This window comes from Collimonas silvisoli (assembly GCF_018305005.1).
Lineage (GTDB): Bacteria > Pseudomonadota > Gammaproteobacteria > Burkholderiales > Burkholderiaceae_D > Collimonas > Collimonas silvisoli.
The window spans coordinates 1-26,220 of record NZ_JAGQEG010000054.1 but is presented as its reverse complement, the minus strand read 5'-3'; the positions used below and the strand labels follow the sequence as shown (position 1 = coordinate 26,220).

Genomic DNA, 26,220 nt, shown 5'->3' with positions numbered 1-26,220 from the left:
CGCGGGAATCCATTTTAGGCTGCAACCTGGATCCCCGCGTTCGCGAGGATGACGGAGTTCTCGAATATCCCGAATATCCCTTTAGTCAAGCAGCGCGCTGCAACAGAATCTCAACCGCCGGCAAGGTCTTTCCCTCCAGAAACTCCAGGAAAGCGCCGCCGCCGGTGGAGATATAACCGATCTTGTCGGTAATCTTGTATTTGGCGATCGCCGCCAGCGTATCGCCGCCGCCGGCAATCGAAAATGCCTTGGAACCGGCAATCGCCAGCGCCAGCGTCTTGGTGCCTTCGCCGAACTGATCGAATTCGAACACGCCGACCGGGCCGTTCCAGACGATGCTGCCGGCCTGGCCGATTTGCGCTGCCAGCGTCGCCGCGGTCTTGGGGCCGATGTCCAGAATCAGGTCGTCGTCGGCCACATCGCCGACATCCTTGACCTGCGCCGCCGCCATCGGTGAAAACTCCTTGGCGCACACCACGTCCACTGGAATCGGCACCGAGGCGCCGCGCTTGGCCATCATCTCGATAATCGCTTTAGCTTCATCGACCAGATCCGGTTCCGCCAGCGATTTGCCGATTTTCAGGCCGCTGGCCAGCAAGAAGGTATTGGCGATGCCGCCGCCGACGATCAGATTGTCGACCTTGTCGGCCAGCGCTTTCAATATAGTCAGCTTGCTCGACACCTTGGAGCCGGCAACGATCGCCACCAGCGGCCGCGCCGGCTGGTTCAAGGCTTTACCCAAAGCGTCCAGCTCAGCCGCCAGCAAGGGGCCGGCGCAAGCAACCGGCGCAAATTTGGCGATGCCGTGGGTGGTGGCTTCGGCCCGATGGGCGGTGCCGAAAGCGTCGTTCACATAGATATCGCAAAGCTTGGCGATCTTTTGCGCCAGCTCGTCGCTATTCTTTTTCTCGCCCTTGTTGACGCGGCAATTTTCCAGCAACACCACCTGACCCGGCGCTACTTCTACGCCATCGACCCAGTTTTGGCGCAACTCAACCGGCTGCCCCAGCAATTCCGCCAGACGCTTGGCGATAGGCGCCAGCGAATCTTCCGGCTTGAATTCGCCTTCGACCGGACGTCCCAGATGTGAAGTCACCATCACCGCCGCCCCCGCGTCAAGCGCCTGGCGAATCGCCGGCACCGAAGCGCGCACGCGCGTATCTTCAGTAATATTGCCGGCCGCGTCTTGCGGCACATTGAGGTCGGCACGGATAAACACGCGCTTGCCTTGCAGCTGGTGTTGCGCGATCAAGTCGCTTAGTCGATTGAATTTCATGTCGATCAGACAATATCAGTGAGGAAAAGTCGCTATTTTACTCCAGCAGCCTCCGTCAAAACATGGTTTTGCGCACATAGCGGTTCTCGAAAGACACACGGCGAGACCAATATTCTACAGAGTAGGCCGCGTCGAATCCGTTAAAATGTCAATTTACCTGCCTTAAAACCTAGCAGCGTCATTCCCGCGCACGCGAGGATGACAGGGTTTTGAAGCCCTCTTATTTGAAACGGGAGATTTGAACATGTCCATGGATGACCGCGACGGCAAGATTTGGAAAGACGGCAAACTGATTGACTGGCGCGACGCCAATATCCACGTCCTGACGCATTCGCTGCACTACGGCATGGCGGTTTTCGAGGGCGTGCGCGCCTATAAGACCGAACAAGGCCCGGCGATTTTCCGCCTGAAAGAGCACACTCAGCGCCTGTTGAATTCGGCCAAGATTTTCCAGATGCAAGTGCCTTACGATCTGCAAACCCTGATCGATGCGCAAATCCAGGTGGTGCGCGAGAACAAGCTGGAATCCTGCTACATGCGGCCGCTGATCTGGATCGGTTCGGAAAAACTCGGCATCGCCGCCAAGGGCAACACGATCCACGTCGCGATTGCCGCCTGGCCCTGGGGCGCCTACCTGGGAGAAGACGGGCTGGCAAAAGGGATACGCGTCAAGACTTCCTCATTCAGCCGCCATCACGTCAACGTTTCGCTGGTGCGCGCCAAAGCCAGCGGCTATTACATCAATTCCATCCTGGCGAACCAGGAAGCGCTGGCCGACGGTTACGACGAAGCGCTGCTGCTGGATACCGACGGCTACGTCTCGGAAGGCTCCGGCGAAAACGTGTTTATCGTCAGGAACGGCAAGATCTACACGCCCGATCTGGCCTCCTGCCTGGACGGCATCACGCGCGATGCGGTGCTGACCATGGCGCGCGACAGCGGCATCGAAGTCATCGAAAAACGCATTACCCGCGATGAAGTGTATTGCAGCGATGAAGCCTTTTTTACCGGCACCGCCGCAGAAATCACGCCGATCCGCGAACTCGACAATCGCACCATAGGCGAAGGCAAGCGCGGCCCGATCACCGAAAAATTGCAGGCGATGTTCTTCGATGTGGTGGCGGGCAAGTCGGCCAAATATCAACACTGGCTTACCGTGGTCGGGCAATAAGCCGGCGTCAGTACTTAATACAGCACAAGTAATTTTGGAGAAACAGATGAACACAGCAACAAACCTTCAAACCCCGGTTGAACTCGACGGCAAGGATTTGCCGGCGCATTGTCCTAACCCGCTGATGCCGACCTGGTCTTCGCATCCCCGGGTGTTTCTGAATCTCGACAGCAGCGGCAGCGCCAAATGCCCTTACTGCGGCACGCAGTACCGGCTGAAACCGGGCGCCGTGATCAAAGGCCATTGATCGAAACAAAGGGAGCGCAGCTCCCTTTTTTGATGACAGCACGGAGGCTATATGCCGCACGCCAAGTTTATGCATGGTTCAGCCGAAGAAACCGAGACCGCTTTTTACGACGCCATGAGCCGGGCCGATATCGAGGCCATGATGGCCCTATGGGCCGACGACGACGAAATCGTCTGCATCCATCCGAATGCGCCGCGACTGCATGGACATGCGGCGATCCGGGCCACTTTCGAGAGCTTGTTCGAACGCGGCGGCGTGCATATCCGTGCGCGCCAGCTGCACGTGACGCAGAATATGTCGACCAGTATTCATAATCTGGTGGAAGAGCTGCATCAAGCCAGCGACTCCGATCGGGAGATGCATATCCTGGCGACCAATATCTATATGAAGACACCGCGCGGCTGGCGCATCGTGCTGCATCACGCCTCGGTAGCGCCTGGTGCGGCACCTGAAGAAAACGTATCCAGCACCACCTTGCACTGAACAGGAGCAACACAGAATAGTATGCGTTCTTCCGTCTCACCAAGCACCTACCCGGCGCCGCTATGGCTGCCGGGCGGTCATCTGCAAACCATTTACCCCGCCACTTGCATCAGCAAACCCATGGTCGTCTACAGGCGCGAGCGCTGGGATACGCCGGATGGCGATTTCATCGATATCGATTTTGTCGACGGCCAGCCCGGGCAGCCGCTGGTGGTGCTGTTTCACGGCCTGGAAGGCTCTTCCGGCAGCCACTATAGCCGCGCCCTGATGGCGCAACTGGCGACGCTGGGCTGGTCCGGTGCGGTGCCGCATTTCCGCGGCTGTTCCGGCGAAATCAACCAGGCGCCGCGCTTTTATCACTCCGGCGACGCCGAAGAAGTCGACTGGATACTGCGCCGCCTGCTCGCCAACCGAGCGCTCAAACAATTCGGCAAACTGTACGCCACCGGCGTTTCACTCGGCGGCAATGCATTGCTGCGCTGGCTCGGCGAATCCCAGCATCAGGCGGAAATCGTCGACGCCGCCTGCGCCATTTCCGCACCGCTGGATCTGGCCGGCGGTGGCGCCGCCCTGTCGCATGGCTTCAACATGCTGTACACGCGCTCCTTCCTGCGCACCATGAAAAGCAAATCGCTCGACAAATTGCAGCAATTCCCGCGCCTGTTCGACCGCGAAAAAATGCTGCGCGCGCGCGACCTGTACGAGTTCGACAATATCGTCACCGCACCGCTGCACGGCTTCCGCGACACCGACGATTACTGGCATCGCGCCAGCGCCAAGCTGGTGATGAACGACATCACCGTGCCGACGCTGGTGCTCAACGCCCGCAACGACCCCTTCCTGCCGCCGCAGCATTTGCCACCCAAGGCCGCCGCCAGCGTCACCCTCGAATATCCGGAGCAAGGCGGCCACGTCGGTTTCGCCACCGGCAACCCGCCCGGCCGGCTCGACTGGCTGCCGCAGCACATGCTGCGTTTTTTGCAGGATAGCTAAATGGATCAAGTCGTCGCCCAAGCCATGCTGAAATGGCCCGACGTTCCCCACTGCTACGGCTGGCTGGGATTGGATGCGCGCGGCGCCTGGCGCATGCGCGATGAAACGGCGCAGCGCCAGAACCTGCCGGGCGACAAGATCATGCACACGGCGCTGGCTGGCTTCATCAACCGCAACTACAGCGTGGATGAGCACGGCTGCTGGTACTTCCAGAACGGCCCGCAACGGGTGTATGTCGATCTGGAGCTGACGCCTTATATCGCCCATACCGATCCGGCTCGGGGTTTTGTCTTGCAAACCGGCGAAGCAATGGCGGCAACCGAAGCCGTCATGCTGACCGAACAAGGCCGGCTGCTGCTAGTCGCTCAGAATCAAGTTGCAGCAATAGATGACCGCGATCTGGCGCAATGCCTCGCCGATTTGCGCATGGATGGAGAAGGCGTCAGCGATGAAGCCCTGCTCGAATGGATGACGAATCCATCGGAGCATCAAATCCTGACATGGCAGAAAGCCGGAACAACATTAACTGTCGCGCATATCGCCACAGAAGACATCGCAGCGCATTTCGGTTTTGTGCAAAAACCCCGTCCAGCCTAGTTAAGTGGGGTCAGAGTTTTTTTTACGACACGTTTCACCGTCGTAAAATTACCCTGACCCCACTTAACGGACCACAGAGTAAAAACGTCTACGTCACCGCTCCTTAGACGCCTTCAACTCCTCCTTCCACCGCTCCTGCAACTCCCGCTCCCGCGCATCAATCATAGACTGATCATAAAACCCGGCATCCGCCGAGTCACGCGCAATCCGCAATTGATCCAATGCTGCCGGCACACTCCCAGTCAACACATAAGATTCCGCCAAAGCCATATGCTGCAAGGCCCGCTTGCCCTGCGCCGAATACGCCTTGGCCAGTAAATCCTGCACATCGGCATCCTGGCGATACAACTGCGCTTGCTCGCGCAGATACTTGGTAGCTTCATCCAGACGCTTGGCGGCAATCAGCACCCGAGCATACTGATGCGCCAATCCACGCGACAAGGGATATTGAATCTGCGCCTGCTGCACCAGCTTCAAAGCATCGCCCTCGCGATTGGTAGCCAGCATGATCTCTACCCCTAGATCGGTCAGCACCAGACTCTGTTTTGCCGGCGACGCCGCCGCCACCGCCTGTTGCAGTAAATCCTCCGCCTTGTCATAGGCCCCCTGCTTGAACGCCAGAAAAGCCATGCCATATTTAGCGGCAACGATTTGCTGCTTGGTATTTTGCTGCAACTGCGCATCGAAAACGAACTGAGCGTCGCGCCGGCCCTGCTCGGTGTCATCCTGCAGCACCCGCACACGAGCGCGTATCAACTGGAAATCCAGGCTATCCGCACGCTGCCGGTAGCGCTGCTCGCGGATGCGCGCCTCGATGTCGGCAATCCGCTCGGTGGTCAGCGGATGCGTCAGCAGATACGGCGGGACGACATCCGAATAGTTGCGGGAAGCGGTTTGCATGCGCCCAAAAAAAGCCACCATGCCGCTGGTGTCAAAACCGCCCGCATCCAGAATCGACAGCCCGATGCGATCCGCCTCGCGCTCGGCGTCGCGGCTGAAATTCAACTGCCTTTGCATCGCCAGCCCGGTGCCGCCCATCATCACCGCCGCGCCGGCGTCGCCGCTGCCGCGCATGGTCAGCGCCCCCAGCAGCATGGCGGCCAAGGCAATCATCGAATCCTGCTTCTGGCTGCCCACCATGCGCGCGATATGCCGTTGCGCCACATGGCCGATTTCATGCGCCAGCACCGAAGCCAGTTCCGATTCGCTTTGCGCCGCCAACAGCAGGCCGGAATGCACGCCGATAAAACCGCCGGGCAAGGCAAACGCATTCAAGACCGGATCACGCACCGCAAAGAAGAAAAAATCGAAGCCCGCTTCGCCGCGCACTTCGGGCCGGGCGGCAACCAGCGTCCAGCCGAAGTTGTTCAGATACTCCAGCAGCGGTGCATCGTTCATATAATCGGGATCGCGCCGGATATCGTGCATGACTTCTTCACCCAGCTTGCGCTCCATCAGCGGCGACAGCGATTCACGCGAGGTATCGCCCAGGGTTGGCAGGTTTTGTGCCGCGACTGCAGACGTTATCGGCAAACCGCAGCAGGCGCTGATGAGCGCGGCAAGTAGCAATCGTCGCGGGGATGGCAGAGGTCGATTCATTGAGCGCTGGATAGTGTCAAAATCACGATGCTATGATACTAATATTAAGTAAGTCCACATAAGTAATTCAAAAATTGGCGTCATTCCCGCGAAAGCGGGAATCCAAGTCGAACTTAAAATGGATACCCGCTTTCGCGGGGACGACGCAGCTAATTGCAGCATCTACAGAAAATACCACCATGACCGACAAAACCCCTTCGCCCGCCAAACTGACCCATTTTGACCCTTCCGGCCAAGCCCACATGGTCGATGTCGGCAACAAAAACGACACCCATCGCATCGCCGTTGCTAGCGGCCGCATCCGCATGAAACCTGGGACGCTGGCGCTGATCCAGTCCGGCACCGCAAAAAAAGGCGACGTGCTGGGCATCGCCCGCATCGCCGCCATCATGGCCACCAAGCGCACCAGCGACCTGATCCCGTTATGCCATCCGCTGGCGCTGACGCGGGTTACTGTCGACTTTAGCATTGATGAAGCCGGCGCCAACATTACCTGCAATGCGCAGGCGGAAACGGTGGGCAAGACTGGGGTGGAGATGGAAGCGTTGACTGCGGTCCAGATTGGGTTGCTGACTATCTATGACATGTGTAAGGCGGTGGACCGGGGGATGGTGATTACCGATGTGCGGGTGATGGAAAAGCATGGCGGCAAGTCGGGGGATTGGATAGCAGAGTGAGGTAAGCGATTGATTTTTATGAGTAATATTTCTTCAACCAATCTCTTGTGAGCGTTTCTGCTAGTCCAATGCATTGCCGATTTCCGGTAGCATTTTTTAGCTAAAAATCCGTTCTTGTCCCAATTGGAAGGCGTATGGCAGGCCCGAGTACGGCGTCAAGGGTTTCCCGAAGAAGTAAATTCATTTGCCACCAAAGCAGAAGCCCAGATGTGGGTCAGAAGTATCGAATCCTCAATGGATAAGGGGACACATCTCTCCTCTAATCAGTCCAAGGATTGGCTGCTCACCGATGTGCTTGAGCGCTACATGCTGAAGGTCACTCCATCAAAGCGAGGACCCAACGGATAGGTTACAGGCATGCACCAGCGATATTACGCCCTGGTCGCACTGCTCACGAGTGAGCTTCTGGTAGTCACCACCAACCACCCTTGTAGGAGGCTAAACGTAGACAGGGCCACGATATAGCTTCATTGCGGCATGATGATGGTCACGGATTTTTTTACGTTGTACGCCATTCATCAGCAGGCACTCCCCTGCATCTGCAATTCCATGCCGCTTATATGCAGGACTAGCCGCAGCCAGGCAGCCTAGTTCCACGGCCTCAAGTCTTTCACTTCCAAAACTTCGACGGAATCGCGCCGCACAATCACGGTCAAATCCTTGGCCTTTCCTCGCAACGGCACAAAGCCGATGCCGTCTTGGATTGACGCATACTTGCTGCCCAGTGCGTCAATCGCAGCCGTTTGTTCGTAGTTGAAGGACTTGAGTTCTTGCAATGGATGAATGTGTTTTTGCACGTCGCCCTTCAATTGGGCATAACGGACATAATATTGCGGCAGTTGGGGCAAGTCATCGCCGCCTGCCACCGCACTGAACAAAATATCATTGCGTTCTTTTCCAGAATCAGGCGCACGGGCGGCAATCACCTCCGTGCCGAGCAAAGGCACAGACCGAAACTGGGGATCAATAACCTTGCGCAGTTTTTCCTCACTCAGATCATTGGCGTAGACCAGATCAAACCGGTCGGCATTGAAGACCAGATAGACTGGCCGCGCGCCAAATACGGCATGCAACCCGTACAGAAAAGCACAGATTTGCAGCAATAAAATCATCGCCAGATCGCGCTTCAATTCTTTTTTTGCCGTGTTGAATACAATCAGCGTAATGCAAGGCCCGATCACGACATCCACCGCCAGCAATAAAATGAAGATTTCCGTCACGCCGGTGGCGACCGGCAATGGCCAACGATACCAGACCAGAAAAACGAGCGCAGAAGAAAAAAGCGCCACGACCACAGAACCCAGCAAATGAAAGCCAAAAGCCTGAAAACGGTTTATTTTCATGAAGTACCTGAACAAAGAAGCGAAAAAACGCCCGCAAAGCGGGCGTTTTGAATCAAACACTGAAGTCGGCGGACCAGTCCAAGCTGACCCATTTGACTAAAATATCAAACGAGTCTGACCCCCATTGATTTGAAGACTTATAGCAAAGCAGTAGCAGCAGTTTGACGGCAATTGGCTGGAACATATTTATAGACATTCGCCGAGCTTACCCAGCAAGCCCACACAAGTTGATTAGCTGGTGGGGTGCCAGCCACAAGAGCGGTTGCTAGCTTGCCGTCACCTGGCGTCACGTTAAGCGTGAAATTGCCCGCCTTCGCCGTAGTGACAACGCTAATTGCGCCGGTTGTGCCATCAATCGCTACAGGGGTTGCAATGTTCTGTGTCGCTATACCAGCATTCAAACCATTTCCAAAGGGAAGTCCGTTAGCAGCATTATCGGCAACCGTTATTTTTGCAGCATCAGCAGCCACGACTGCTTCTGAGACACGCGAACGTACCAGATAGTCCTGATAAGCAGGCAACGCGACCGCGGCCAAAATACCAATGATCGCCACAACGATCATCAATTCGATCAGGGTAAAACCGCGCTGTGCGCGTTTAATCATTTTCATCGATTTCATTTGTTTCTCCGGTTAATAAAAAGGGGGCTTCACTACACGGGATATACAGCAATGTCTGTGCCAGTGGAAAATCTCCGGTTTTGAAAGATCCACGATGGGGAAAGTGAGGAAATTTGGCAGATTTTTGATGCTGCGCTGACAAAGTTTGTCACAAAGAAACTAAGATTATTCGTCGTTGATGACTTAATCCTACACCTGACGCACGTGTGACCGCCAGCGTATGAAATGTGGCAAGACGTGTCCTAGTTTCATCGATTACTAGGGCAAATGAAACAGGCGTTCAGCTTAAATTCCGAGATGACGCCATATCACAGAGTAATTTCGTTGCGATATGGGCAACAGGTATTTATCGTGACTTAGTAGTCCGATAAAATTCATTTGATGCAAGCAGCTGTGCCATCCCCACGAACGCGGGGATCTATTTTAAGGTCAACATGGATTCCCGCGTTCGCGGGAATGACGGCGCGATTGAATGACGGTGCTTTTTTATATGATGAGAAAATGTGTTGTGCAACGATTGTGCGGCGGTCTATGCAGATTTCCAGGAAAATCGCATCAAAGTCCCCGCAATATCAATCACATCCTCATCCTTGAGCGCCCTGGCCCCCGCACTCAAAGGCGTGTCATTGACCCGCGTATAAGTCTGCCCTTCGACATGTGTCAGCTCGTAACCATGCGGCCGTCGCGTAACTATCGCGACCTGGATTCCGGGACGACCAATAGTAGTCAAGACTTTAGTCAGCAGCATTTCCTTACCGGCGCTAGGACCGTCCAGTACCGTGATGGTGGCGTCCGGCCGCGGCACCGGGAACATCTTGGGCCGGTTATCCTTGATTTCTTCATCCGTATCGACCTGATACAGCAGCTTGTACCTTGCCATCTGGATCACATCGTTATGCTGCAAAAAATGCTTGGTGACCGGATGGCCGTTGACCTGGGTGCCGTTGGTGCTGTTGAGGTCTTCCAGAAACGAATCGTTATAGATAGTGATAATGACCGCGTGCTCGCCGCTGATGGCGAGGTTGTCAATGACCATGTCATTGTGGGCGCGGCGGCCGATGGTGGTGCGCTCTTTGGTGAGCGTCATCTCTTGTATCACGGTGCCGCCTTTGGTCAGGATGATCTTCGCCATTCCTATCTCTCTTGGGAAACGCTATCTGTAAGTTAATTTAAAACCATGCTGCGGATCTGGCCATATCCGTAGCTATTGGTGTTGGCGTTGCTCAAACATCCGGTTTTTCATACTTCAACAAACCCCCAGTCTAATATTGTTTCGGGGCAATGATACTCAAATTTCGGGATTTATATTGCGAGTTCGCTGATTGCGCTTGCCGTCAGTCTCGAACGGCAATTTGGCAACCGGGCTTATTAGTTATCCGGCACCCGAATCAGGATCACCGACACATTATCCTGGCCGCCAGACTCATTGGCTGCATTAATAAGCATGGTGCATGCCATCGTCAGGTCGCCCTGGGCGTCGCTGATAATGTTGAAGATATCTTCATCGCCGATCCGGTCCGACAAACCGTCGGAGCACAGCAGGTAAAGATCGCCGGCTTGCACCTCATGCTGATGGACTTCCACCACCAGCTGGTAATCGATACCGACGGCGCGCGTGACGATATTGCGGTTGAGGGCAAATTGCGCATCTTCGGCGCGGATCAGGCCGGCGTCGATCTGTTCTTGCAGCAGGGAGTGGTCTCGCGTCAGCGGCTCCAGCAGGCCGCCGCGGATGCGATAGGCGCGCGAATCGCCGACATGGGCGATGCTGACGCAGTCTTGCGGCTCGAACCAGGCCGCCACCAGGGTGGTGCCCATGCCGCGGTATTCCGGCTCGCGGCGGGCGGCGTTGATGATGGTGCTGTTGGCTTGGCGCACCGCTTGCATCAGCCATTGGCGGACCGGCAGCTCCGCTTCCGGCTGCTGCAGGCGGCGGTACTCCTGCAGCTGGCTTTCGATTTCTTCCTGGATGGCGACGGTGGCGATGCTGCTGGCGACTTCGCCGGCGTTGTAGCCGCCCATGCCGTCGGCCAGGATCGCCAGCCGCAAGACATCGTCGATCACGACGGTGTCTTCGTTTTGTACTCGCACCATACCAATATCCGTTTTGGCGGCAAACTCAAGCGGCATATGTCGAGACATGATCGATAAAAGGTTATGGCAGATCAAACGATTGCCTGGTTATAAGCATTTTCCTTGGTTCTGCGGGGGACGGCAAGACAAATTGCAAAGTCGGCGGCGGCCCGGCTTCCGGATGTGGTGGCCGCAATCCAGGCCCTATTGGCCTGCCAATAAAAAAGGGAGCCGAAGCTCCCTTCCCATTTCATCTTGCGGACAGCTAATTATCTATACGATAAGCACCTGCCGTGCTGCTCAGCGAAACTTACAGCATCGCCTTCAGCAAACGCGCCATTTCCGATGGATTCTTGGTCACGGTGATGCCACATGCTTCCATGATGTCCAGCTTGGCTTGCGCAGTATCGGCGCCGCCCGAAATCAGCGCGCCGGCGTGGCCCATGCGCTTGCCCGGAGGAGCGGTAACACCGGCGATGAAGCTGACCACCGGCTTCTTCATGTTGTCCTTGATCCAATAAGCGGCATTGGCTTCGTCCGGACCGCCGATTTCACCGATCATGATGACGGCGTCGGTGTCTGGATCATCGTTGAACATTTTCATGATGTCGATGTGCTTCAAGCCATTGATCGGATCGCCGCCGATGCCGACTGCCGACGATTGGCCCAGGCCCAGTGCGGTCAATTGACCGACTGCTTCATAAGTCAGGGTGCCGGAGCGCGAAACCACGCCGATACGGCCCTTCTTGTGGATATGGCCTGGCATGATGCCGATCTTGATTTCGTCTGGCGTGATCAGACCTGGGCAGTTCGGTCCGAGCAGCAAAGTCTTGCTGCCGGCTTTTGCCATGCGGTCTTTCAGTGCCAGCATATCGCGTACCGGAATGCCTTCGGTAATGCAGATGGCCAGGTCCAGTTCCGCTTCGACAGCTTCCCAGATTGCAGCTGCTGCGCCTGCCGGCGGAACGTAAATGACCGATACGTTGGCGCCGGTGGCTGCCTTGGCTTCGGAAACGTTAGCGAAAATCGGGATGCCTTCGAAATCTTCGCCGGCTTTCTTTGGATTGACGCCAGCGACAAAAGCGTTCTTGCCGTTCGCGTAATCGCGGCAGCCGCGGGTGTGGAATTGGCCGGTCTTGCCGGTGATGCCTTGGGTGATGACTTTGGTGTCTTTGTTGATCAGGATACTCATACGATTCCTTTTTTATCCGTCATTCCCGCGCACGCGGGAATCCATGTTAGTTCAATAAACCGGGATATAAATCTTGCCAATTCGGATTGGATTGTTCAATCAGATGAATTTTCCATATTCGATTCCATTTTTTCAGCTGTTTTTCGCGTTTGATTGCCTCGGCAATATCTTCATGAATCTCATACCAGACCAAGGCTTTCAATCCGTATTTTTCGCAAAAACCATCCACAAAAGCTTCTTTGTGCTGCCAGGTACGTTTGATCAAATCTGAAGTTACGCCGATATATAACGTAGCTCGCGAGTTGTTCGACATCATGTAAACGTAGCTTGGCATTCTGTAAAATGGATTCCCGCGTTCGCGGGAATGACGTTTTTCAGATTATTGACCGTTAGCTGCGGCAACAACCTTCTGCGCCGCTTCTTCCATGCTGTCTGCCGAGATGATCGGCAAGCCGGAGTCGGCCAGCATTTTTTTACCGATTTCTTCGTTGGTGCCCTTCATGCGGACCACCAGCGGCACCGACAAGTGCACTGCCTTGGAAGCCGCAATCACGCCTTCTGCGATGACGTCGCAACGCATGATGCCGCCGAAAATGTTGACCAGGATGGCCTTCAGGCCCGGATTCGTCAGCATCAGCTTGAATGCTTCAGTCACTTTCTCAGTGGTGGCGCCGCCGCCGACGTCCAGGAAGTTGGCTGGCTCGCCGCCGAACAGCTTGATGGTGTCCATGGTGGCCATGGCCAGGCCGGCGCCGTTCACCAGGCAACCGATATTGCCGTCGAGCGAGATATAAGCCAGATCGAACTTGGAAGCTTCGATTTCAGCTGGATCTTCTTCGTCCAGATCACGATAGGCAACGATTTCAGGATGACGGAACAGCGCATTGGAGTCAAAGTTGAACTTGGCGTCCAGAGCGATAACCTTGCCGGAACCGGTAACGATCAGCGGGTTGATTTCAGCCAGCGAGGAATCGGTATCCCAGTAAGCCTTGTACAGACCTTGCAATTGCTTGCGTGCGTCAGCGATGGAACCGGCAGGTACGCCGATCTTGGTCGAGATGCTGTCTGCTTCAGCGTCGGTCAGGCCGGTAGCCGGATCGATGACCACTTGATGGATCTTCTCTGGATGGCTGGCGGCTACTTCTTCGATGTCCATGCCGCCTTCGCTGGATGCCATCAGCACCACGCGTTGGCTGACACGGTCAGTCACCATGCTGACGTACAGTTCTTGTTTGATGTCAGCGCCTTCTTCGATCAGCAGGCGGCGGACTTTCTGGCCTTCTGGTCCGGTTTGATGCGTGATCAGTTGCATGCCGAGAATCTGGCTGGCGTACTCACGCACTTGCTCCAGCGACTTGGCAACTTTAACGCCGCCGCCCTTGCCGCGACCACCAGCGTGGATCTGGGCTTTTACCACCCAAACCGAACCGCCTAAGGTTTCAGCTGCCTTGACCGCGTCATCGACGTTCAGGCACGGGATGCCACGCGGTGTTGTCACGCCGAACTGGCGGAGAATTTCTTTACCCTGATACTCATGGATCTTCATACGAGCTTCCCTTCTGACACTTAATTAAAATGAAATTGCTTGCTTGGATAAATGTGGCTCTAAATGCGGTGGTTCTAGATGCGGCGATTCTAGATGCGATTCGATGTCAACTTCTGCTGGAGGGCTGGTTGCCCACTTCGGATAATATTTGGCGACAACTGCGCCATCACTACGTAAAGCATGGCAGCGATCGAGCTGGGGCGGTTTCTTTTGCTCCGCAGCCGGATCGTTGCGGCGATCTATCTCGCCGCCGAAAGCCTGCAGCGCCGCGGTCGGCAATATCTGCGCCAGTTCGGTCAAATGGGTACAGCCAAGCGCGCCGCCGATGCGCTCCTTGAGCGTATGGCGAAAACCCTTGACCAGGCTCAGGCCGATCAGTTTCTGGTAATCCGGTTCGATGGTATTGCAATAGCCACGGTAAGGCACGGCTTCAGAGTTGGCCTCGACCTCAACGATGACAAACTGGCGATCGAGCGTCAGCCTCAGCCACAGACTGTGCAGCGGCTGGCCTGCCGGCAAATTTCCAGATGGCAAAGCAAGATCGAAAGGTTTGGTATCGGTAACATGCGCGTCGATTTCCCATAGGTCGTCATCACGTACAAACGCGTCGATGTGAATCGCGCGGGTGTGCTTCAACGCTCGGCGGGAAATAGGGGTTGTCAGAGACATATTGATGGACTGATTTGCGTATCGTTACCACAGTTTCTATGGTAACTGCCGCTCCTGCGGTTTGCAAAAAACCCCAAAAGTGTAGCACAGCTTGCGCAGCTTCGCCCCCATTGTTATTGACCGTGTTGTAGTTCCGGCGAGCTTGGCTCTTGTAACCTGACGAGGTGGTGTCTTGTGCCAGAGGCAGAGCCACATAAATGACGGGGGTATCTCGAACAATCCGGCTTCGAAGAAATTTTTGCATTCTCGGAAGCTGTCTCCGGTTACGGATGATATTGCGCCGTAAGTATTTCTAGTATTAACAACAGGCCAAATTCGAAGCCGAGTTACAAAACGTTACGACACATTTCCAATTTGAAATATTTCCAGGACTGCGACTCTTCTGAATATAATGAGCCCTGCTTGCAGCTTTTTTGAGGGTATCCGGTCGCCGACAATATGACATCAATCTCCAATTTACTTACCGATACCTCGATTCACGATGCAAGCATCTTGGATATACCTTTCATATTCGACCTTGTAGTCCGAGGCAGCCTGGATGGCGCATTCACGGACTCCTTCTTATCCTCTACTGGTTATATAGCAGCACTTCTCTCACTGTTTGCATCAATACGTTTTTTTTCGAAGCTGCAATTTTTGTGGCCACGAAATAAAAAACACAGCAAGGACGTAGAGCGTGAGCTTTTGGTATGTACTTATCAAGGTGAGCCAATAGGCTTTCTGCAGATCAAGACATTTCAAGAGAAAGATGGAAGCGTCGTCAAGATAATCGATAAATGCGCTATCAAATATGAGCTTCGAGGACAAGGTCACGGAAAAAATATGATCAATTTGTTTGTCGCAATGCAACCTGCAAATACCAAACTTATAGCGTTTTGCAATAAATATGCGCAATCCATGCAACGTATTTTTAGGCGTATGCATTTCCGTCGAACATCCGTCGGCAAGGGACTCAATCTCTACACATTGGGAAGTTTTGAGCAAGAACAACTTGATGCGATCGCCGAAAACACTCGTTGATCACAACAGATAGCCCCGGCGTCTAGAAACCCGCTGCTGTCGATGCCGAAACCGTCAGTATGACTACTCGTCGCCCTCTTCGTCACCTCTGACCGCAGCCTGTATCGCCCGATGAGAAAACCCGCGTTGCAGTAAAAACCGCATTTGCTTGGCGCGCTCGGTGGCGTCTGCCGCAGGCTGATTGAATTTCTTGCGCCAGACTTCACGCGCGCGCGCGATTTCGCCGCTGGCCAGATCTGCCTTGATATCCACCAGCGCTTCAGCATCGATGCCGTGGCTTTGCAGTTCGGAGAGGATGCGGCTGTTGCCGTAGCGATGGGCGCGCCGATGAATCAGGGATTCGGAGAAACGCGCCTGGGACAGGAGTTTTGCTGCTTCCAGCGTATCCAGCAAGGCTTCGATATCGTCGCCTTCCTGCGCATAACGCGCCAGCTTGCGCGCCAGTTCCAGGCGGCTGTGTTCGCGTGCCGACAGGTAGCGCAACGCTCTTGCCTTGAGGCTTATCTGCAGTCTTGCCATAGATGTTCTCAGGATGGCTGGTGATTCTGTAATACAGAGACAGAGCCAAATCTCTTAGGTTGACGCGTCATTCCCGCGAACGCGGGAATCCATCTTAGTCAGTAACATGGATCCCCGCGTTCGCGGGGATGACGAATCCGCAGCTATTAGCATGCCACCAGGTTCTAAACCGGCTCTTCAGCCTTGGCAGCAGCCTTGCTTGCCTTGGCAGCGGTTTTTTCGGCTTTGTCGCCGCCGTCCGATTTGATTGCGCCGAGTTCAGGCACGCCCAGCGAAGCACGTACCTTGTTTTCGATTTCACGCGCCAGTTCCGGCCGTTCTTTCAAATATGTACGGGCGTTGTCCTTGCCCTGGCCGATACGTTCGCCGTTATAGCTGTACCAGGCGCCGGACTTTTCAACGATTTTGGCGTCGGAACCGAGATCGAGGATTTCACCTTCGCGTGATGTGCCTTCGCCATACAAGATATCGAAGTGCGCTTCCTTGAACGGCGGCGCGATCTTGTTCTTGACGACCTTGACCTTGGTTTCATTGCCGATCACTTCGTCGCCCGACTTGATCGAACCGGTACGGCGGATGTCCAGACGAACCGAAGCGTAGAACTTCAGGGCGTTGCCGCCGGTGGTGGTTTCCGGATTGCCGAACATGACGCCGATCTTCATGCGGATCTGGTTAATGAAGATCACCAGCGTGTTGGTGCGGTTGATGCTGCCGGTCAGCTTGCGCAGTGCTTGCGACATCAGGCGCGCTTGCAGGCCTGGCAGGGAATCGCCCATATCGCCTTCGATTTCAGCGCGCGGAGTCAGCGCGGCAACCGAATCGACCACGATCAGGTCGACGCCGCCGGAGCGCACCAGCGCATCGGTGATTTCCAGCGCTTGTTCGCCGGTATCCGGTTGCGAGATCAGCAGTTCGGACAGGTTGATGCCCAGCTTCTGCGCATAACCGACGTCCAGCGCATGTTCGGCGTCGATAAACGCGCAGGTGCCGCCCAGCTTTTGCATTTCGGCGATGGTTTGCAGTGTCAGCGTGGTTTTACCGGAGGATTCAGGACCGTAGATCTCGACTACCCGGCCGCGCGGCAAACCGCCGACGCCCAGCGCGATATCCAGGCCGAGCGAACCGGTCGAGACTACTTGCACTTCTTCGACCACGGCGCCGTCTTCCATGCGCATGACCGAACCTTTGCCGAATTGTTTTTCGATCTGCGCCAAGGCCGCGGCAAGGGCCTTGCTTTTATCCGGATTGGGTGCGGATTTTTTATCGTCCATGGTTGTTCTTTCGGCAAAAATGGTGGGTGATTCGGAACATGAGCTGGAACTTCAGGTAGCACTGTATAAAAAAACAGTGATTTATGCAAGCACTGTCGCATTTTTCTGAAAACCGAATGTGTATTGTATGTGCAGACATCGCTGACTGGAATGCTGATCAACCAGAATTCGTCGAGCCAGCGCACGCTTTAGGTGCGAACTTACGTGAATCAGCTTGATGGCATCAGGCGCAATTTATGCTTTATGCGCATATCGTTATCCGGCAAAGTAAAAAGCATGCCGGACGCGCAAGAGGATGCAATAATTGTCGCGCAAATTATCTGCGCCGGTAGCCGGTCCGCTGCTGGCTTATGCGTCATGTTTCAAGGAAGGGGCAAGCGCTTTGCCCACTAATAAAAGGGAGAAGGTATGCGTATTACATATTGGTTGAAACCATTGGCGGCGTCGGCGCTGCTGCTGGGATTGCTGGGCAGCGTGCAGGCGGCGTCCGCGCCTGCGGTGGAAGCGAAGAACGGCATGGTGGTGACTTCCCAGCACCTGGCTTCGCAGGTCGGAGTCGACATCCTGAAGATGGGCGGCAACGCCATCGATGCGGCGGTAGCGGTCGGTTATGCGCAGGCGGTAGTGAATCCCTGCTGCGGCAATATCGGCGGCGGCGGTTTCATGACCATCCACCTAGCTGACGGCCGCGATACCTTCATCAACTTCCGCGAAACCGCACCGGCTGCAGCCAGCGCCAATATGTATCTGGATTCTGCCGGCAAGGCGATCACCAACGCCAGCTTGTTTGGTTATCTGGCCGCGGGCGTGCCAGGCACCGTGCTCGGCCTCGACACCGCGCAACGCAAATACGGCAAGCTGACCCGCGCCCAGGTGATGCAACCGGCGATCAAGCTGGCGCGCGACGGTTATATCCTGAACCGCGGCGACACCGACATTCTCGACACCACCATCGCCCAGTTCAAAAAAGACCCGGAATCGGCGCGCCTGTTCCTGCGCCGCGACGGCACGCCATTGCAGCCGGGCGACCGTCTGGTGCAGAAGGATCTGGCCATGACGCTGGAAGCCATCTCACGCAACGGTCCCGATGCTTTCTATAAGGGCGCGATTCCGGCAGCAGTGGAACGTGCTTCCAAGGCAGGCGGCGGCATCATCACCGCGGCCGATTTTGCCGGCTACAAGATCAGCGAAAGCGCCCCGCTGTCGTGCACCTACCGCGGTTATGTGTTCGTCTCCGCACCGCCGCCCAGCTCAGGCGGCGCCACCATGTGCCAAGTCCTCAACATTCTTGAGGGTTACGACATGAAGGCGCTCGGCTTCCACTCGGCATCCGCAGTGCATTACATGACCGAAGCCATGCGTCACTCGTATATGGACCGCAACACCTTCCTCGGCGATCCGGCGTTTGTCAAAAATCCGCTGGAGCGTCTGTTGAGCAAAGAGTACGCGGCATCGATACGCGAAAAAATCAGCGCTGACAAAGCCACGCCGTCGAAAGAAGTGCAACCGGGCATGGCGCCGCATGAAAAGCCTGAAACCACCCATTACTCGATCGTCGACAAGGACGGCAATGCGGTTTCCACCACCTACACCATCAACGGCCGCTTCGGCGCCGTGGTGATCGCCCCAGGCACCGGCTTCTTCCTGAACGATGAAATGGATGACTTCACCGTCAAGGCCGGCGTGCAAAACCTGTTCGGCCTGGTGCAAGGCGCCACCAATTCGATCGCTCCGGGCAAACGCCCGCTGTCGTCGATGGCGCCGACCCTGGTCACCAAGGACGGCAAGACCTATATGGTGCTGGGTTCCCCAGGCGGTTCGCGGATCATTACCATCACGCTGGAAACCGCCCTCAACGTGATCGACTACGGCATGGCGCCGCAAGAAGCGGTGGATGCGCCGCGCATCCATCATCAATGGCTGCCGGACGAGGTGTATTACGAAACCCGCGGACTGTCGCCGGACACACTCAAGATCCTGGACGGCATGGGCTACAAGATGAAGGAGCAAACCCCTTGGGGCGCGGCTGAACTGATCATGATCGGCCTGCCAGGCGCCGCCGGCGTTGCCGGAGCCAGCTCGGGCAATGACGCCGGCGTATCGGGCATTGTCCGTCCCGGCCTCTATTACGGCGCAAACGATACACGCCGCCCTGCGGGCGCTGCGATCGGCTACTAAACCACCATATAGATTAAATTTCTGATCTATCCACAAAGGAGAGCGATGCTCTCCTTTTTTATTTCTGTAAAAGAACGGCAAACCGCCTCTGCCAGCCGTAGCGAGCGGGGCAAGGTTGGGGTTGAGAAGCGCAGCTGTACGAAAGTACAGTGAGCATCGCAAACCCCAAGATTGCCCCGCGCAGTAGGCTGGCAGAGGCGGCGTTTGCATCATGAGAAAAACGCATTGATGCATCAGTATTAATCGTTTTATCCGGCATCGATTCAAATCTACACTGCGCTTATCGTCCCTCCTCTTGAGCGCGCTTATGTCCACCACCAACCTGCAATTCATGCTGGCGTCACTATTAGGCGCCGAGCACGCCGGCCAATTGTCCGATCAGCTGCAAATCCCCGCCAGCACCCTGCGGCCCCGGGCCGACACGGTTTCCCGCATCGAAATAGCGCAGGCGCTGAACATGCTGCTATTCGAGAAATTGCTGAAAGCCGTCCCGCAAGGCAATGACTATGTGCAGGACTCGGTGCGCGCCGGCAACAAGATCCGCTTCGACCATGGCGCTTTGCGCACCGTGCTTGGCATCAGCACCGGCACCTTGCCGGCCGGCGAGGCGGCGTTCACCCGGATTCTGCGGCCGCTGGGTTATCACGTAAACGGCGTCTATCCTTTGCAACGGATCAGCATGACCGGCCGTGCTTATGCGCACGAAGACGACCCCGAGGAAAGCGCCCAGTTCTTCTTGAGCGAACTGCATCCGCACCACTTCTCCAGCGAGTTCCAGGCCACCGTCAACAAGGTTCTGTCGACCTCGCAAGACCCGCTGGATGCGCACTCGGCGCAGCTGCTGCAGCAACTCGACCATGACAAAAGCTTGCCGCTGACCGATGCGCTAGTTCTATTGCCGGTGCTGGTAAAGTGTTTCGATCGTCAGCACGCGCTGCCCAGCATCGCTGAATACCAGACCTTGCTGGCGGAATCGGCCGAAATGGCCTGGATTTCGACCGAAGGCAACGCCTTCAACCACGCCACCGATCGGGTTCCCAATGTGGAACAGGTAGCGGATGCGCAACGCGCGCTGGGCCGCGCCATCAAGGAAAAAATCGAAGTCTCCAGGAACGGCCGGGTGCGGCAAACCGCTTTCCGCGCCAGCACCGTAACCCGCCTGATGCGCGATGCGGACGGCGCCTTGATCGAGATGCAGGTACCGGGATCGTTCTACGAATTCATTTCACGCGACCGTTATCTGGATGAAGCAACCCAAAGCGAAAAACTCGACCTGACTTTCGACAGCGGCAACGCCCAGGGCATTTTCAAGATGACCGCCTCGCCCTCCTCTTCCTCCTGCTGATGCCTGACATGCGCAACACGAATCTCATCCTGCAACGCATCAGCGGCCTGCTCGGCCCGCAAGGCTGCCTGATCGCGCCGGATCAGCGCCAACCCTACGAAAAGGGCGCCCGCTACGGCGACGGCCAGAGCCTTTGCATCGCCCGCCCGGCCAGCGTTGAAGAAGCAGCCGAGCTGATGCGCCTGTGCGCCGGCGAAAAAATCCGCATCGTCGCGCAAGGGGCGAATACCGGCCTGGTGGGCGCGGCGTCGCCGGATCGTTCGGGGCTCGATGTGGTGCTCAGCATGGAACGCATCAAGGGCGTCATCGACATCGATCCGGTCGATCGCGTGGTGCAAGCTTACGCCGGCACCCGCCTGTCCGACTTGAACCAGGCGCTCAAGCAGCATGATCTGCAGTTCCCGATCGACCTGGCGGCCGATCCCTCGCTAGGCGGCATGCTGGCCGCCAACACCGGCGGCGCGCGCCTGATCCGCTACGGCGACGTGCGGCATAACGTGCTGGGGCTGGAAGCGCTGCTGATCGACCCGCCCGGCCAGCGCCTGGACCTGACCAACCGCCTCCGGAAAAACAATACCGGCCCCGACTGGAAACAATGCTTCATCGGCAGCGGCGGCGCCTACGGCATCATCACCCAGGCAGTGCTGCAGGTGCATCCGCTGCCGCAACAAACCGCCACCGCATTGGTGGCGCCGGCCTCGCTGCAAGCCGCCGCCTTGCTGTTGCGCGACGCCGAGCGTAATTTCTCGGATTTCCTGAGCGCGTTTGAAGGCATCTCGCAGAATGCCATGCAGTCGGTTTTGCAGCATATTCCTTCGATACAAGCGCCGTTCGAACCGCTGCCGCCCTACACCTTCCTGATCGAATTGAGCAGCGCCCGGCCGCGCAGCGCCGATTTCGATCTGGAAAAATTGTTCGGCGCCTGGCTCGAAGCCTGTTTCGGCGACCTGATCCTGGATGCAGTGATCGACAAACCTGAAGTGCTGTGGCGCATCCGCCACGCCATCACCGACAGTGTGCGCCAGGAGGGCAAGGTCATCGCTTTCGACATCGCCGTACCGCGCTCGAAGCTGGCGCTGTTCCGCGATGAAGCGGTGGCGCTGCTGGCACGCAGTTACCCTGGCGTCAAAGTATTCGACTTCGGCCATTGGGGCGATGGCGGCCTGCATTTCAACCTGGTGCTGCCGCAGCAACTGGCAGATGAATTCCCGCCGCAACGGATCCACGCCCTGCGCCAGGAAATCTACGATCTGGCCGTGCGCAAATATCACGGCAGTTTCAGCGCCGAGCATGGCGTCGGTCCGTTCAACCAGCAGTTCTATGAGCGCTACACCGTGCCCGAATCACAGGCGCTGGCGGCCAGGATGCAAAGCGTTTTCGATCCGGCCCAGCTGCTGGGGCTGACGCGCTTCGGTTCAGCTCCTTGATACTTATGCCTGACTCTCTGCGCAGGCAGCCTGAAGTTCGCGCTAAAGGTAACGCTGAAAAGCGGCCGCGCGTTTGGTATAGTGCCTGCTCGGCAGCACCTACCTATTCGGCACCAAGAAAAATGCGCAGATTCATCCCCTCCACCTCCTGCCTGATCGCGTTCGACACGGCAGCGCGGCACCTGTCGTTTACCAAGGCCGCCAACGAACTGCACATGACCCAGGGCGCAGTCAGCCGCCAGGCCGCGATCCTGGAAGATTATCTCGGCGTGAAACTGTTCGAACGCATCAACCGCCGCCTGATCCTGACCGCAGCCGGGGCCGAATATGCGGCCCAGGTTGCCGTCATCCTCAAAGAAATCGAAATGGCGACGTTTCAGGTGATGGCGCACAAGAACTCCGGCGGCGTGCTCAATCTGGCAACATTGCCCACTTTCGGCGTCAAATGGCTGATCCCGCGCCTGGCCAAATTCACCTCCGCTCATCCCGACGTCATCCTCAACCTGAGCACCGAAGTGCTGCCCTTCGATTTCAACAGCCGCGCGGTGGATGCAGCAATCCACTTCGGCGAGCCGAACTGGCCCGGCGCGGTCATGGTGCGGCTGATGGGTGAAGAAGTGCTGCCGGTGTGCAGCCCGGAGCTGGGCCGGAAAATCAAACGCATCGAAGATTTGCCGGAAATGACTTTATTGCAACACACCACCCGGCCGCAAGCCTGGCAAGACTGGTTCAACCACGTCGGCGTGGCCTGCCCCGACGCCCTCTCCGGTCCGCGTTTTGAACAACTGTCGATGGTGATCCAGGCCGCCGCCGCCGGCCTCGGGGTGGCGCTGATGCCGAAATTCCTGGTGGAAACCGAGATCGCCCTCGGCCAGTTGCACGTGCCCTTCCCGTTCGCCGTCAAAAGCCCGCAATCCTATTACCTGACCTATCCTGAGAAAAACGCCAGCAAAGCCGCCGTGATCAAATTCCAGGAATGGATACTGGGCGAGCTGGCCGAAACTTGAGCGAAACTTGAGGTGCCCAACATGATCAAAGGTAATGATGTCCTGATATTTTTTGATTTTAAGAAATCCTGATTTATTCCTATACTCAGCCCTACAAGTTAGCCCAAGCCGTCGCCCATCCTGCGGCGACCAGATCGACTTCGGAACAAAGGTCTTCCAATGACGCAAATCTCCACCATCTTCGCTGAACTCGGCTTCGATTTTTCCGCCCATGCCGGCAACGATCTCCATTCGCGCTCACCGCGTGACGGCGCGGCAATTGCTTCGCTGCGCGCACACACCGTGCAAGAAGCCGACAGCGCCATCAAGAACGCCCAGCAAGCCTACGAAAAATGGCGCGCGGTGCCAGCCCCGGTACGCGGCGAGCTGGTGCGTATCCTGGGCGAAGTGCTGCGCGAATATCGTGAACCGCTGGGCAAGCTGGTAACGCTGGAATCCGGCAAGATCCTGTCTGAAGGCATAGGCGAAGTGCAGGAAATGATCGACATCTGCGATTTCGCCGTCGGTCTCTCGCGCCAGCTGTACGGCCTGACCATCGCCTCCGAGCGCCCAGGCCATCGGATGATGGAAACCTGGCATCCGCTGGGCGTTTGCGGCGTCATCACCGCCTTCAATTTCCCGGTCGCGGTATGGGCCTGGAATGCTGCGCTGGCGCTGGTCTGCGGCAATGCCGTGATCTGGAAGCCATCGGAAAAAACCCCGGTCGTGGCGCTCGCGGTGCATGCCTTGTTTGAAAAAGCTGCAAAGCGGTTTTCACAGCAACGGCCGGATCTGCTGCCGGCCGATCTGTGCCAGGTATTGCTGGGCCGCGCCGAGATCGGTGCAGCGCTTTCCGCTTCGCCATTGGTGCCGCTGGTCAGCGCTACCGGCAGCGTGCGCATGGGGCGCAAAGTCGCCACCACGGTAGCAGAACGTCTTGGCCGCAGCCTGCTGGAACTGGGCGGCAACAACGGCATGATCGTCACCCCTAGCGCCGACTTGAGCCTGGCTTTGCGCGCCATCACTTTCTCCGCGGTCGGCACCGCCGGCCAGCGCTGCACCAGCTTGCGCCGGCTGTTTGTCCACAGCAGCATTTATGACGATGTAGTCAGCCGCATCGAACGCATCTACGCCAGCGTCAAAGTCGGCGATCCGCTGGATGGCGGCACGCTGGTCGGCCCGCTGGTCGATCAAGCTGCATTCGAAGCCATGCAAGCGGCGCTGGCCCAGGCCAAGGCCGAAGGCGGCGTGGTGACCGGCGGCGAACGCTTGCCGGTAGGCGACGCCGCCCAGGCGTTCTACGTGCGGCCGGCGCTGGTACGCATGCCGCAGCAAAGCGACATCGTGCATCACGAAACCTTCGCGCCGATTCTGTACGTGCTGCGCTACGATAGTTTCGAGGATGCGGTACGCCTCAACAACGCCGTGCCGCAAGGCTTGTCATCAGCCGTCTTCACCAACGATGTGCGCGAAGCGGAGGCCTTCATGTCCGCCAGCGGCAGCGATTGCGGTCTGGCCAACGTCAACATCGGCACCAGCGGCGCAGAAATCGGCGGTGCTTTCGGCGGCGAGAAGGAAACCGGCGGCGGCCGCGAATCCGGTTCCGATGCGTGGAAGACGTACATGCGCCGCGCGACCAATACCATCAACTACAGCCGCACCCTGCCGCTGGCGCAGGGCGTCAAGTTTGATATCGATTAAATTTCATTCCGACTAAGCTTGACTCTCAGGGCGGATCAGCTGATGCTGGTCCGCCCCGCCGGTTTACCGGACACCCTTTCAGGCAATCCTCAAATCCTCAACAAAGTCGGCGCCCGCTGCTGCAACACATCCTCCATCCGGATCTGAATTGCCTGCTTCATTTCCGGATGGGTCAGGATATAAAAGCGCTCCGCAGCAATCGCGTCAAACACTTCGTCGGCCACCTGCGCCACCGGAATGCCGTTCTGCACCGCGTGCAGCACCGACATGCCGACCTTGGCCGCTACCGCATCGACGCCCTGGGTTGCAGCGCTATCAACGGCTTCAGCGCGATTGCGTTCAGAATGCGCGATCGCGGTCTTGACCCAGCCCGGACACAACACCGACACCTTGATCCGCGCCTGCCGCAGTGCGAGGTCGTGATGCAAACCCTCGGACACCGTCACCACCGCATGCTTGCTGGCGTTGTAACTGGCCAGGCTGGGCTGCGAGGTCAAACCGGCCATGGAAGCGGTGTTGACGATATGCCCCTCTTCGCCATGCTGCAACATGGTGGGAACGAAGGCGCGCAAGGCGTGGGTGACGCCATAGAAATTGACGCCCATGACCCAATCCCAATCCTGCTGCGTGGTTTCCCAGGCCGGCTTGGCGACGGCGACGCCGGCGTTATTCACCAGCAGATGCACTTTGCCGAATCTGGCAAACGCCTGTTCCGCCAGCGCATTGACCTGCTGTTCCTTGGCGACGTCGGTAGGCACGCCGATCACCTCGACGCCATTGGCCTTGAACTCGGCCACGGTAACTTCCAGCTTGGCCGCGTTGATATCGGCCAGCACCAGCTTCATTCCTTCCGCCGCCGCCCGCGTCGCAATGCCCTTGCCGATACCTTCAGCCGCGCCGGTGACGACAGCGACCTTGCCTTGCAAATTTTTCATCAGTTGTCCTGTTCAGCGCTTATTGATAGTTTCATAAACATGACAATGCCCGTGCCCGGTTTGCGCCTAACAAACGCAGCTAACTGGGGTCAGAGTGAACTTTCTGCGCGCTTTTTGCAGAAACTTCACTCTGACCCCACTTAGCGGACCACGGAGTAGCCGCCTCATCGGTAAAAAGAACAAAGCCGCACAGTGCGCCCTGTCTTTCTCCGAATCCGTCATGTGGGGTCAGATACCGTCTTGAATAGCAAGCCCGTTGGTTAAATAATTTGGATCGAAGGGCTTGCCAGTACGGAGCACTCCGTAAATAAGATGTGTCATTTTGTGCATGACGGCGCCGATCACCGCTTTT

The 26,220-nt window shown here is 56.9% G+C and carries 24 protein-coding genes and 1 pseudogene; 12 read left to right on the top strand and 13 right to left on the bottom strand.

Annotation, left to right across the window (positions count from 1 at the left end; translation table 11 throughout):
• Positions 1–85: 85 nt before the first annotated feature.
• The gene (locus KHU33_RS15435; RefSeq protein ID WP_211464451.1) at positions 86–1,276 is read right to left on the bottom strand and encodes a phosphoglycerate kinase; all 1,191 of its coding nucleotides are present in this window, start codon (positions 1,274–1,276) and stop codon (positions 86–88) included.
• A gap of 244 nt (positions 1,277–1,520) precedes the next feature.
• Between KHU33_RS15435 and KHU33_RS15430 the strand changes: the two genes are divergently transcribed.
• Genes KHU33_RS15430 through KHU33_RS15410 form a run of 5 tightly spaced genes read left to right on the top strand, consistent with a single transcriptional unit; the run spans position 1,521 to position 4,767 of the window.
• Positions 1,521–2,447: a branched-chain amino acid transaminase gene (locus KHU33_RS15430; protein ID WP_211464449.1), complete on the top strand. Its 927-nt coding sequence runs from the start codon at positions 1,521–1,523 to the stop codon at positions 2,445–2,447.
• 46 nt (positions 2,448–2,493) lie between these two features.
• Positions 2,494–2,694 (top strand): zinc-finger domain-containing protein, encoded by a 201-nt coding sequence (locus tag KHU33_RS15425; protein WP_211464447.1) that lies wholly within the window; start codon positions 2,494–2,496, stop codon positions 2,692–2,694.
• Positions 2,695–2,745: 51 nt separating this feature from the next.
• Entirely contained in the window at positions 2,746–3,177 is a 432-nt protein-coding gene (locus KHU33_RS15420; protein ID WP_211464445.1) for a YybH family protein, read from the top strand.
• A 21-nt stretch (positions 3,178–3,198) separates the two neighbouring features.
• On the top strand, positions 3,199–4,170 hold the full coding sequence (locus tag KHU33_RS15415; protein ID WP_211464443.1) for a YheT family hydrolase: 972 nt from the start codon (positions 3,199–3,201) through the stop codon (positions 4,168–4,170).
• A complete protein-coding gene (locus KHU33_RS15410; RefSeq protein WP_211464441.1) occupies positions 4,171–4,767 on the top strand; it encodes a DUF2946 family protein in 597 nt (198 codons plus the stop codon).
• Between the two features lie 93 nt (positions 4,768–4,860).
• Here KHU33_RS15410 and KHU33_RS15405 read toward each other — a convergent pair whose 3' ends face one another.
• Positions 4,861–6,366 (bottom strand): M48 family metalloprotease, encoded by a 1,506-nt coding sequence (locus KHU33_RS15405; RefSeq protein ID WP_211464440.1) that lies wholly within the window; start codon positions 6,364–6,366, stop codon positions 4,861–4,863.
• 179 nt (positions 6,367–6,545) lie between these two features.
• Between KHU33_RS15405 and moaC the strand changes: the two genes are divergently transcribed.
• Positions 6,546–7,043, top strand: coding sequence for a cyclic pyranopterin monophosphate synthase MoaC (gene moaC / locus KHU33_RS15400; protein ID WP_211464438.1), 498 nt, complete (start codon positions 6,546–6,548; stop codon positions 7,041–7,043).
• Between the two features lie 587 nt (positions 7,044–7,630).
• Here the strand turns inward: moaC and tfpZ are convergent.
• The 8 genes and pseudogenes from tfpZ to KHU33_RS15360 form a co-directional block, all read right to left on the bottom strand.
• Positions 7,631–8,386: a TfpX/TfpZ family type IV pilin accessory protein gene (gene tfpZ / locus KHU33_RS15395; RefSeq protein WP_211464436.1), complete on the bottom strand. Its 756-nt coding sequence runs from the start codon at positions 8,384–8,386 to the stop codon at positions 7,631–7,633.
• Between the two features lie 137 nt (positions 8,387–8,523).
• On the bottom strand, positions 8,524–9,006 hold the full coding sequence (locus KHU33_RS26440; protein WP_329956066.1) for a pilin: 483 nt from the start codon (positions 9,004–9,006) through the stop codon (positions 8,524–8,526).
• Positions 9,007–9,535: 529 nt separating this feature from the next.
• Positions 9,536–10,138 carry an FHA domain-containing protein gene (locus tag KHU33_RS15385; protein WP_211464434.1) on the bottom strand — a complete coding sequence of 201 codons (603 nt, stop codon included), beginning with the start codon at positions 10,136–10,138 and terminating at the stop codon, positions 9,536–9,538.
• 236 nt (positions 10,139–10,374) lie between these two features.
• Entirely contained in the window at positions 10,375–11,136 is a 762-nt protein-coding gene (locus KHU33_RS15380; RefSeq protein WP_329956067.1) for a Stp1/IreP family PP2C-type Ser/Thr phosphatase, read from the bottom strand.
• 253 nt (positions 11,137–11,389) lie between these two features.
• Positions 11,390–12,271: a succinate--CoA ligase subunit alpha gene (gene sucD / locus KHU33_RS15375; RefSeq protein ID WP_211464430.1), complete on the bottom strand. Its 882-nt coding sequence runs from the start codon at positions 12,269–12,271 to the stop codon at positions 11,390–11,392.
• A gap of 46 nt (positions 12,272–12,317) precedes the next feature.
• The gene (locus tag KHU33_RS15370) at positions 12,318–12,587 is read right to left on the bottom strand and encodes a GIY-YIG nuclease family protein (protein WP_230414294.1); all 270 of its coding nucleotides are present in this window, start codon (positions 12,585–12,587) and stop codon (positions 12,318–12,320) included.
• A 63-nt stretch (positions 12,588–12,650) separates the two neighbouring features.
• Positions 12,651–13,823, bottom strand: a pseudogene (sucC, locus tag KHU33_RS15365) (ADP-forming succinate--CoA ligase subunit beta); the annotation flags it as partial.
• Positions 13,824–13,841: 18 nt separating this feature from the next.
• Positions 13,842–14,486: a DUF2889 domain-containing protein gene (locus KHU33_RS15360; RefSeq protein WP_211464424.1), complete on the bottom strand. Its 645-nt coding sequence runs from the start codon at positions 14,484–14,486 to the stop codon at positions 13,842–13,844.
• A 438-nt stretch (positions 14,487–14,924) separates the two neighbouring features.
• Between KHU33_RS15360 and KHU33_RS15355 the strand changes: the two genes are divergently transcribed.
• Entirely contained in the window at positions 14,925–15,506 is a 582-nt protein-coding gene (locus KHU33_RS15355; RefSeq protein ID WP_211464422.1) for a GNAT family N-acetyltransferase, read from the top strand.
• A 63-nt stretch (positions 15,507–15,569) separates the two neighbouring features.
• Here KHU33_RS15355 and recX read toward each other — a convergent pair whose 3' ends face one another.
• Positions 15,570–16,025, bottom strand: coding sequence for a recombination regulator RecX (gene recX, locus KHU33_RS15350; RefSeq protein WP_211464420.1), 456 nt, complete (start codon positions 16,023–16,025; stop codon positions 15,570–15,572).
• A gap of 164 nt (positions 16,026–16,189) precedes the next feature.
• Positions 16,190–17,296, bottom strand: coding sequence for a recombinase RecA (gene recA / locus KHU33_RS15345; protein WP_211464418.1), 1,107 nt, complete (start codon positions 17,294–17,296; stop codon positions 16,190–16,192).
• A gap of 516 nt (positions 17,297–17,812) precedes the next feature.
• On the opposite strand from recA, the gene ggt reads away from it, so the two are divergent.
• From ggt to amaB, 5 genes are all read left to right on the top strand, one after another.
• Positions 17,813–19,474, top strand: a complete 1,662-nt coding sequence (gene ggt / locus KHU33_RS15340; RefSeq protein WP_230414296.1) for a gamma-glutamyltransferase — start codon at positions 17,813–17,815, stop codon at positions 19,472–19,474.
• A gap of 307 nt (positions 19,475–19,781) precedes the next feature.
• Positions 19,782–20,819, top strand: coding sequence for a DUF1338 domain-containing protein (locus KHU33_RS15335; RefSeq protein ID WP_211464416.1), 1,038 nt, complete (start codon positions 19,782–19,784; stop codon positions 20,817–20,819).
• 8 nt (positions 20,820–20,827) lie between these two features.
• Entirely contained in the window at positions 20,828–22,246 is a 1,419-nt protein-coding gene (locus KHU33_RS15330; RefSeq protein ID WP_211464414.1) for an FAD-binding oxidoreductase, read from the top strand.
• A 122-nt stretch (positions 22,247–22,368) separates the two neighbouring features.
• Complete coding sequence (gene gcvA, locus KHU33_RS15325) at positions 22,369–23,253, top strand: transcriptional regulator GcvA (protein ID WP_211464412.1); 885 nt, start codon at positions 22,369–22,371, stop codon at positions 23,251–23,253.
• Positions 23,254–23,412: 159 nt separating this feature from the next.
• A complete protein-coding gene (amaB, locus tag KHU33_RS15320) occupies positions 23,413–24,933 on the top strand; it encodes an L-piperidine-6-carboxylate dehydrogenase (protein ID WP_211464410.1) in 1,521 nt (506 codons plus the stop codon).
• A gap of 89 nt (positions 24,934–25,022) precedes the next feature.
• Here the strand turns inward: amaB and KHU33_RS15315 are convergent, their stop codons facing one another.
• Positions 25,023–25,868, bottom strand: a complete 846-nt coding sequence (locus tag KHU33_RS15315; protein ID WP_211464409.1) for an SDR family NAD(P)-dependent oxidoreductase — start codon at positions 25,866–25,868, stop codon at positions 25,023–25,025.
• Positions 25,869–26,220: the final 352 nt, after the last annotated feature.